General features: G+C 38.1%; 8 protein-coding genes. All 8 read left to right on the top strand.

Annotation, left to right across the window (positions count from 1 at the left end):
• Positions 1-2,436, top strand: a 2,436-nt coding sequence (locus JWP71_RS17260; protein WP_299502574.1) for an outer membrane beta-barrel protein, incomplete at its 5' end; no start/stop codon positions are given.
• Between the two features lie 8 nt (positions 2,437-2,444).
• Positions 2,445-3,218, top strand: a complete 774-nt coding sequence (locus JWP71_RS17265; protein WP_299502575.1) for a GLPGLI family protein — start codon at positions 2,445-2,447, stop codon at positions 3,216-3,218.
• Positions 3,219-3,427: 209 nt separating this feature from the next.
• Positions 3,428-4,267 carry an ABC transporter ATP-binding protein gene (locus tag JWP71_RS17270; RefSeq protein WP_299502576.1) on the top strand — a complete coding sequence of 280 codons (840 nt, stop codon included), beginning with the start codon at positions 3,428-3,430 and terminating at the stop codon, positions 4,265-4,267.
• On the top strand, positions 4,260-4,709 hold the full coding sequence (locus JWP71_RS17275) for a hypothetical protein (RefSeq protein WP_299502578.1): 450 nt from the start codon (positions 4,260-4,262) through the stop codon (positions 4,707-4,709). The genes JWP71_RS17270 and JWP71_RS17275 overlap by 8 nt, the downstream gene beginning before the upstream one ends.
• 9 nt (positions 4,710-4,718) lie before the next feature.
• Positions 4,719-5,039: a hypothetical protein gene (locus JWP71_RS17280; RefSeq protein ID WP_299502580.1), complete on the top strand. Its 321-nt coding sequence runs from the start codon at positions 4,719-4,721 to the stop codon at positions 5,037-5,039.
• Position 5,040: 1 nt separating this feature from the next.
• On the top strand, positions 5,041-5,415 hold the full coding sequence (locus JWP71_RS17285) for a GntR family transcriptional regulator (protein WP_299502582.1): 375 nt from the start codon (positions 5,041-5,043) through the stop codon (positions 5,413-5,415).
• A gap of 11 nt (positions 5,416-5,426) precedes the next feature.
• On the top strand, positions 5,427-6,116 hold the full coding sequence (locus JWP71_RS17290; protein ID WP_299502584.1) for a hypothetical protein: 690 nt from the start codon (positions 5,427-5,429) through the stop codon (positions 6,114-6,116).
• A 417-nt stretch (positions 6,117-6,533) separates the two neighbouring features.
• Positions 6,534-7,370, top strand: an 837-nt coding sequence (locus JWP71_RS17295) for a carboxypeptidase-like regulatory domain-containing protein (protein WP_299502586.1), incomplete at its 3' end; no start/stop codon positions are given.

Below are 7,370 nucleotides of genomic sequence, written 5' to 3' on the forward strand. Positions count from 1 at the left end.
GTTATTATTAAAGGATCTGCCAGGGCCATAAAAATAAAAGGTGATACTACCGAATTTAATGCCAACGCCTATGTTACACAACCCAATGCCAAGGTTGAGGACCTGCTAAAACAATTACCTGGCATACAGGTTGATAAAGACGGAAAAATTACCGCGCAAGGGCAAACGGTTAGTAAGGTATTGGTTGACGGCGAGGAGTTTTTTGGCGATGACCCTACCCTGGTGACCAAAAATATACGTGCCGATATGGTAGACAAAGTGCAGCTTTACGACAAGAAAAGCGACCAGGCCACCTTTACCGGTATTGATGACGGGCAAAAAACCAAAACCATTAATATTAAGCTGAAAGAAAACGCAAAGAACGGTTATTTTGGCAAATTGTATGGAGGCATAGGTACGCAAGACCATTATGAAAGCCAGCTTTTGTATAACAAATTTAAAGGGAAAGAGAAATTCTCTATATACGGCACCAGCTCCAATACCGCCAAAACCGGCCTTAGCTGGGACGATAACCAAAAATATGGCGATGCCAGCAATGTACAGGTTGCTGATAATGGCAATATATATTTTTCGGGCAATGGCAATGACCTGAACTATAACGGACAGGGCATACCAAAGGCCAATACCGGCGGGGTGCATTATGATAATAAATGGAACAGCGATAAGCAATCTGTAAATGCTAATTATAAATTGGGCGCGCTGGATATTGACGGTACTAAAACCACCAGAACGCAAAACAACCTGCCTAATAGTGTAATAAACAGTGTAGAGAATCAAACCTTCCATAACTCTACCTTCAGGCAAAAAATTGATGGGATTTACCAGGTTACTTTCGATACTACATCAAACCTTAAATTAACTTTTGATGCTACCTATAAAAACACAAAAAGTAAAACCGACTATGTGTATTCAAGCACAAGAGGGGCTGATACTTTGCTGAATAACAGCACCCGCGATCTTAACAATAATGCCGACCAGCATAATTATAACGCAAGTGCTTTTTACACTAAAAAGCTAAAGAAAAAGGGCCGCACATTTTCTGTTTTGTTAAGTGAATCGATAAATAATAATGATACCAAAAACTATTTAAAATCTGACGCTAATTTCTATAACACAGTAACCGGCGCGGTGGATAGTACACAACATATAGACCAATATAAAACCGGCTTAAACCGTAATAAAATATTCAATTCAAACATAACCTATACCGAGCCCCTTTCTAAATACTTCTCGCTTATATTTAATTATGGCGTGAATATTAATAATAGTATTTCCGATCAGAAATCATTCAACAAATCGTCCGGCGGAAACTATGATATACTTGATCCTGCCTTTAGCAACAACTTTAAGTTTGATCAGTTGGCCAATCAAGTGGGGGCCGTATTTAATTATAATAAAGGCAAAACTGTTTTAAATTTTGGCACCCGCGCATCTGATGTTACCTACACACAAATTGATGAATACACCGGCGATATTTTTAAAAGGCAATTTATTAACTGGAGCCCGCAGGCCAGCTATCAATATAAATTTTCGCAACAGCAATCTATACGCTTAAATTATAATGGCAATACCAATCAACCGTCTATAAACCAGATACAACCATTAAAAAACAATACCAATCCGTTTTATATTACTTTAGGCAACCCTGATCTTAGTCCATCATTCACCAATAATATTAGTGGTGGATATAACTCTTATAAGGTATTAAGCGGGCAAAGTATATATGTACAAGGCAGCTATAATTATACTATAAACCAAATTGTAAGCAATACCAGTACCGATGCCGCGGGTAAAACAACCTCGCAATTTTTTAATCTTAGCGGTAAAACGCCGCATAACTATTATATATATGGTGGGGTAAGACGTAAAATAGCAGGTCCAGATATTAATATCGGGCTTAATACAAATATCAATTCAAATATTTCTTATAACATGGTTAACAACGTGTTAAATACTACCAACAGTTCAAGCTATTCGGGTGGGTTAGACATCAGCAAATACATGCAAAAGAAGTATGATTTTTACTTCTTTTTTGGCCCTCGTTTTAATGTAAGCGAATCATCATTGCAAAAACCCGGTAGCAGCAATAACAGCAGAGGTTTTAATGGTTATAGCTATATAAATATTTACCTGCCGGGTAAAATGCAGATTAGCTCTGATCTTGACTTTACCTATACCGGCAAATCAGAAGTGTTTAACCAGGAAGTGTATCACTCTAACCTGAACGCAACTTTAAGCAAAGCTTTTTTAAAAGAGAGTAATCTTAAGCTATCCATTACAGGCAATGACCTGCTAAATCAAAACATAGGATACAATCGGAATGCCTATGGCGCTATGATAACCGAAACCAGTTATAACACCATCAGGAGATATTTTATGTTATCAGTTACCTGGGATTTTACAAAAATGGGCGCAGGGGCGCCAGCAACAAAATAATTATAGCTATGAAAAATATATTAATTACAACAATTTGCTGTTTACTGCTGTCGGGTAATTTTGCGCTGGCACAGGACTCACATTTCATTACTTCGGGCACTATTGAGTTTGAAAAAAGTTCAAATATCTATGCCATTTTTAGCAGGAACATCAACAAGGATAATGAAGCCTATATGAAGCCTGTGTTTGATCAGTTAAAAAAAACACAGCCTCAATTTAAAGTACTTAAAAGTACGCTAACGTTTGGCTACAATAAAACCTTATTTGTACCTATTGTAAATGAAAATCAAAACGGCTCATTCGGTTACGTAACTGCCGCCGAGCAAAACAACACCATTTATACTGATGTAGCAACAGGCAGCAGCGTGGCACAAAAAGGTGTTTTTGAAGAAACCTTTTTGTTAAAGGACAGCACACGTAAAATTAACTGGAAAATTACCGACGAAACCCGTGAAATTGCCGGCTATACCTGCCGCAGGGCCAACGCGCTGATATTAGACTCGGTTTATGTAGTAGCGTTTTATACTGATAAAATACTGGTTTCAGGTGGGCCCGAATCTTTCACCGGCTTACCGGGAATGATATTGCAAGTGGCCCTGCCGCACGAAAATATTATTTGGCGCGCCACCAAAGTAAATGACATAAAAATACCCGAAACTACACTGATACCACCTAAAAAAGGCAAAGTAGCTACCAACAAAACTTTCAGGGCAACGCTTGACGGAGCTATGAAAAGCTGGGGCAACTATGCACAATCTTATTATAAGGCATTTTTGTTATAGGTTGAGTTAATTAATATGGCGGTTACTCACCCCGACATCGCTACGCTTGTCGACCCTCTTCGCTTCGCGGAAAAGAGGGTCGCGCACGAAGTGCCGCGGGGTGAGTCAACGGCACGCGTTCTAACTAATTATCAAATATTTATAAAAATATTTGGTAATGTAAAATCATTAATTACATTTGCAGTGTACTATCTAACTAATACACCAATATGATCAAAATATCGCAATTAACTTTTGGGTACGGCAAGCAAAAATTATTTGATAATTTAAACCTGACCCTGCAACCCGGCCATATTTATGGCTTGCTGGGTATGAATGGCGCGGGTAAATCTACCCTGCTTAAAAATATAGCCGGACTGGTTTTTCCGTGGGCAGGCACTTGCACTGTAAACGGTATAAGTTCTGATAAAAGATTACCCTCTTTTTTACAGGAACTATTTTTTGTACCCGAGGAGGTATATCTGCCGGCCGTAAATGCCAAACAATTTGCTGATAGTACGGCGCATTTTTATCCTCAATTTGATCACGGGCAGTATATAACTATTCTTAAAGAGTTTGATGTACCTACAGATAAACTGTTAACCAAACTATCATTCGGTCAGCAAAAAAAAGTGATCATTGCTTTTGGTTTATCAACCAATACATCCTTGTTAGTGATGGACGAACCTACCAATGGTTTAGACATTCCGTCGAAAACCCAGTTTCGTAAAATTATCGCGGCTGCGTTAACCGAAAATCGCTGCATCATTATATCAACCCACCAGGTGCGCGATCTGGATAACCTGATTGATGCTGTACTGGTGCTGCATAACCAACAAATTGTGGTTGCCAAAAGCCTGGATGAAATTGCCGAAAGAATAAGTTTCAGCATTATTCCTACAACCGGCACAGATTATATTTACGCCGAGGAAAGCATGATGGGTCTTAACGCCATAACAGAAAGCAACGACGAGAGCTACAATAAAGTTGATATGGAATTGCTGTTTAATGCCATCATTTCTAATAATACACAATTGATAGATATCCTAAACAAACCCGGCCATGAATAATACCTTTAACTTAAAACGTTTTATACCGCTTTTTAAAAAGCACAGTTTGGAGCATGCAAAAACAAATCTGTTATCTACGGCCGTGTTGGCGGGCATAGCTGCCGCATTGATGGGTTTTGCCGCTTACTCCAGCGGCGGGCGTTTACCCCTGCAAATGCAATCCATCATGTTTATTTATTTGATTGCCGGTGCCGGCGGTATATTTACCAGTTTAACTTTTACAGAGCTGGGCAATAAAAGAAAAGCTACAGGGGTACTTACCTTACCTGCATCACATTTTGAAAAGTTCCTGGTGTCGTGGATATATTCATACATCATATTTCAATTGGTATTGGTTGGCGTATTTTATGTTGTCGATTGGGCAATCATCAGTGTCAGTGTCCCGCCTGTTCATGAGCCAAACAAGTTAGTCAACATTTTTGATCCCGAGCAAAATGCATAGGCCGGTTTTTTGATATTTGCTATATTTCATGCATTTGCTATCTGGGGAGCCATATTTTTTGAGAAACTGCATTTCATAAAAACCGCTTTTGTATTTTTTATCTACCTCATATTTTCTATAATAATTAACGACCCACTGTTGCACCTGGTAACTGATGTGAAGGATCTGCATGGGAAAGCATACGGATCGGCATTTTACATTGAAGGTAAAAACTATTTTTACATTAATCCTACTGATAGCATGATGAATACTAACCTGGTGATGCTAGCTATAGTGGTGGTTCTATTTTGGGCAAGTGCATTCTTTAGATTAAAGGAAAAGGAAATATAATATGAATTTTAAAGATAAGGAAGCTATATATCTGCAAATTGCAGATTACGTGAGCGAGCATATAACATTGGGCAAATGGCTACCCGAAGAAAAAGTACCGTCTGTACGTGAACTGGCTGTGGAGTTGCAGGTAAACCCCAACACGGTAATGCGTACCTACGAATACTTACAACAGCACGAAATTATATTTAATAAACGTGGCCTGGGTCTCTTTGTAACAGCCGACGCTATCGAAAAAATAAAGAGCATTCGCAAAGAGCGCTTCATGCAACAGGAGCTTCCTGACTTTTTCAGGAGCCTTTACCTGTTGGATATTAGCCTTGACGAGGTGCAAAAACGTTACGAAGATTTCAAATTAAAAATTTACAATAATTAAAAATACTTATCATGAAAACAAGTAATAAATTACTACTTGCAGCAACATTTATCATGTTTGCCTATTTAGCTATATATGATTTTCAATTAAAGGCCGAATATGTGAAAGGCGATTATAAAAGTCGTTTTTATAACATGGAACATACCGCATTAAATAGCTTTAACGCGGTACAAAATAACGTAGGCAACACGCTTAGCATAAATATTGAAAAGGGCCCTAAATTTGAAGTTTGGGTAAATAAATATTTAAAAGACAAAGTAGTTATTACCCAACGCAACAATACCCTTTATATAGATAATAAAGAAAAAAATGCCCGCTATTTTCAAACAGGCGTTACTATTATCTGCCCTTCTGTGAGCGTTATAACTACAACCCCGCATATTTTACCCGACTGGCTTACAGATGGTAAAACTACGGTTAGCGGCTTTACTCAGGATATGATGATCATACACGCCAATAAGTTTACAGAAATTGAATTAAGCAAAAATTCATTGGGTAAATTAGATGCAAGTACCGGCGATAGCAAGGCTACTATAACTGTTCATGGCGATAACCGGATCAAGGCGGCCCGTTTTAACATCATTGGCAAAAGCGATCTGAAACTATTTAACCTAATTGCCAACGCTACTTATAATTATACAGACAGCGCTACGGTAACGCTAAACGGCAAATCATTTAAGCAATTGCAGCATTTAAATTAAACCTTAGCAGCAAACTGTAACACTTTAGTTTTTATGTTGTCTTATAGACAGATAAGTGTTAAAAATGTTAAATATTTTATATTACTAAATTTTTAGTTATATATTAGCCTTATCAATACCTTATACTAATAACCTAATACCAATTATACCTAATACCAATAACCTAACACCAATATCTTATACCTAATACTCAATAAAATGAAAATCACATCGCTATTTACAGTGTCGCCGCCGCATGGCGTAACCTTTTTTATATTTCTGGATATTATTAATAAATAAATGATGATTCGTCACTTTATAAAGGTGTTTCATCACAATTATTTAGCCGACGCAAATCGGCATCATACCTTGCATTATAATTAAATACTATGATAAATATTTAACCAACCAAGCCTAAACCAACCCACATCCTACCAAATGAAAATCACAATTTCGTCCATTGCTTTGCTTTTGCTATTCGCGTTAACAGTAAAAGCACAAAGCTCTTATTCCATCAAAGGCGCTACAGTTGATACCGCTGAAAAGAGAATTTTAACAAACGCCACCATCATGGTGTTAAATGCCAAAGATTCTATCCTGCGCAAATTTACACGGGCAAAACCCGACGGATCTTTTGCCATTAATGATCTTGCTAAAGGTAAATTTATACTGGTATTATCATACCCCGGCTATGCCGATTATACCGAAGGGTTTACGTTAGATGAAAAAGTTGAGCCATCGCATGATTTTGGCAAGCTCAGCATGATACTTAAATCGCGCCTGCTGCAGGACGTTATTATTAAAGGATCTGCCAGAGCCATAAAAATAAAAGGTGATACTACCGAATTTAATGCCAACGCCTATGTTATACAGCCCAATGCCAAGGTTGAAGACCTGCTAAAACAATTGCCTGGCATACAGGTTGATAAAGACGGCAAAATTACCGCGCAAGGGCAAACGGTAAGTAAGGTATTGGTTGATGGCGAGGAGTTTTTTGGCGATGACCCTACCCTGGTTACCAAAAACATACGTGCTGACATGGTAGACAAAGTGCAACTTTACGACAAGAAAAGCGACCAGGCCACCTTTACCGGTATTGATGACGGGCAAAAAACAAAAACCATTAATATTAAGCTGAAGGAAAACTCAAAGAACGGTTATTTTGGCAAATTGTATGGAGGCATAGGTACGCAAGACAATTATGAGAGCCAGCTTTTGTATAACAAATTTAAAGGGAAAGAGAAATTCTCCATATCTGGCACCAGCTCCAATACC

The organism is Mucilaginibacter sp. (genome assembly GCF_028287845.1).
In the GTDB taxonomy this organism is placed as follows: domain Bacteria; phylum Bacteroidota; class Bacteroidia; order Sphingobacteriales; family Sphingobacteriaceae; genus Mucilaginibacter.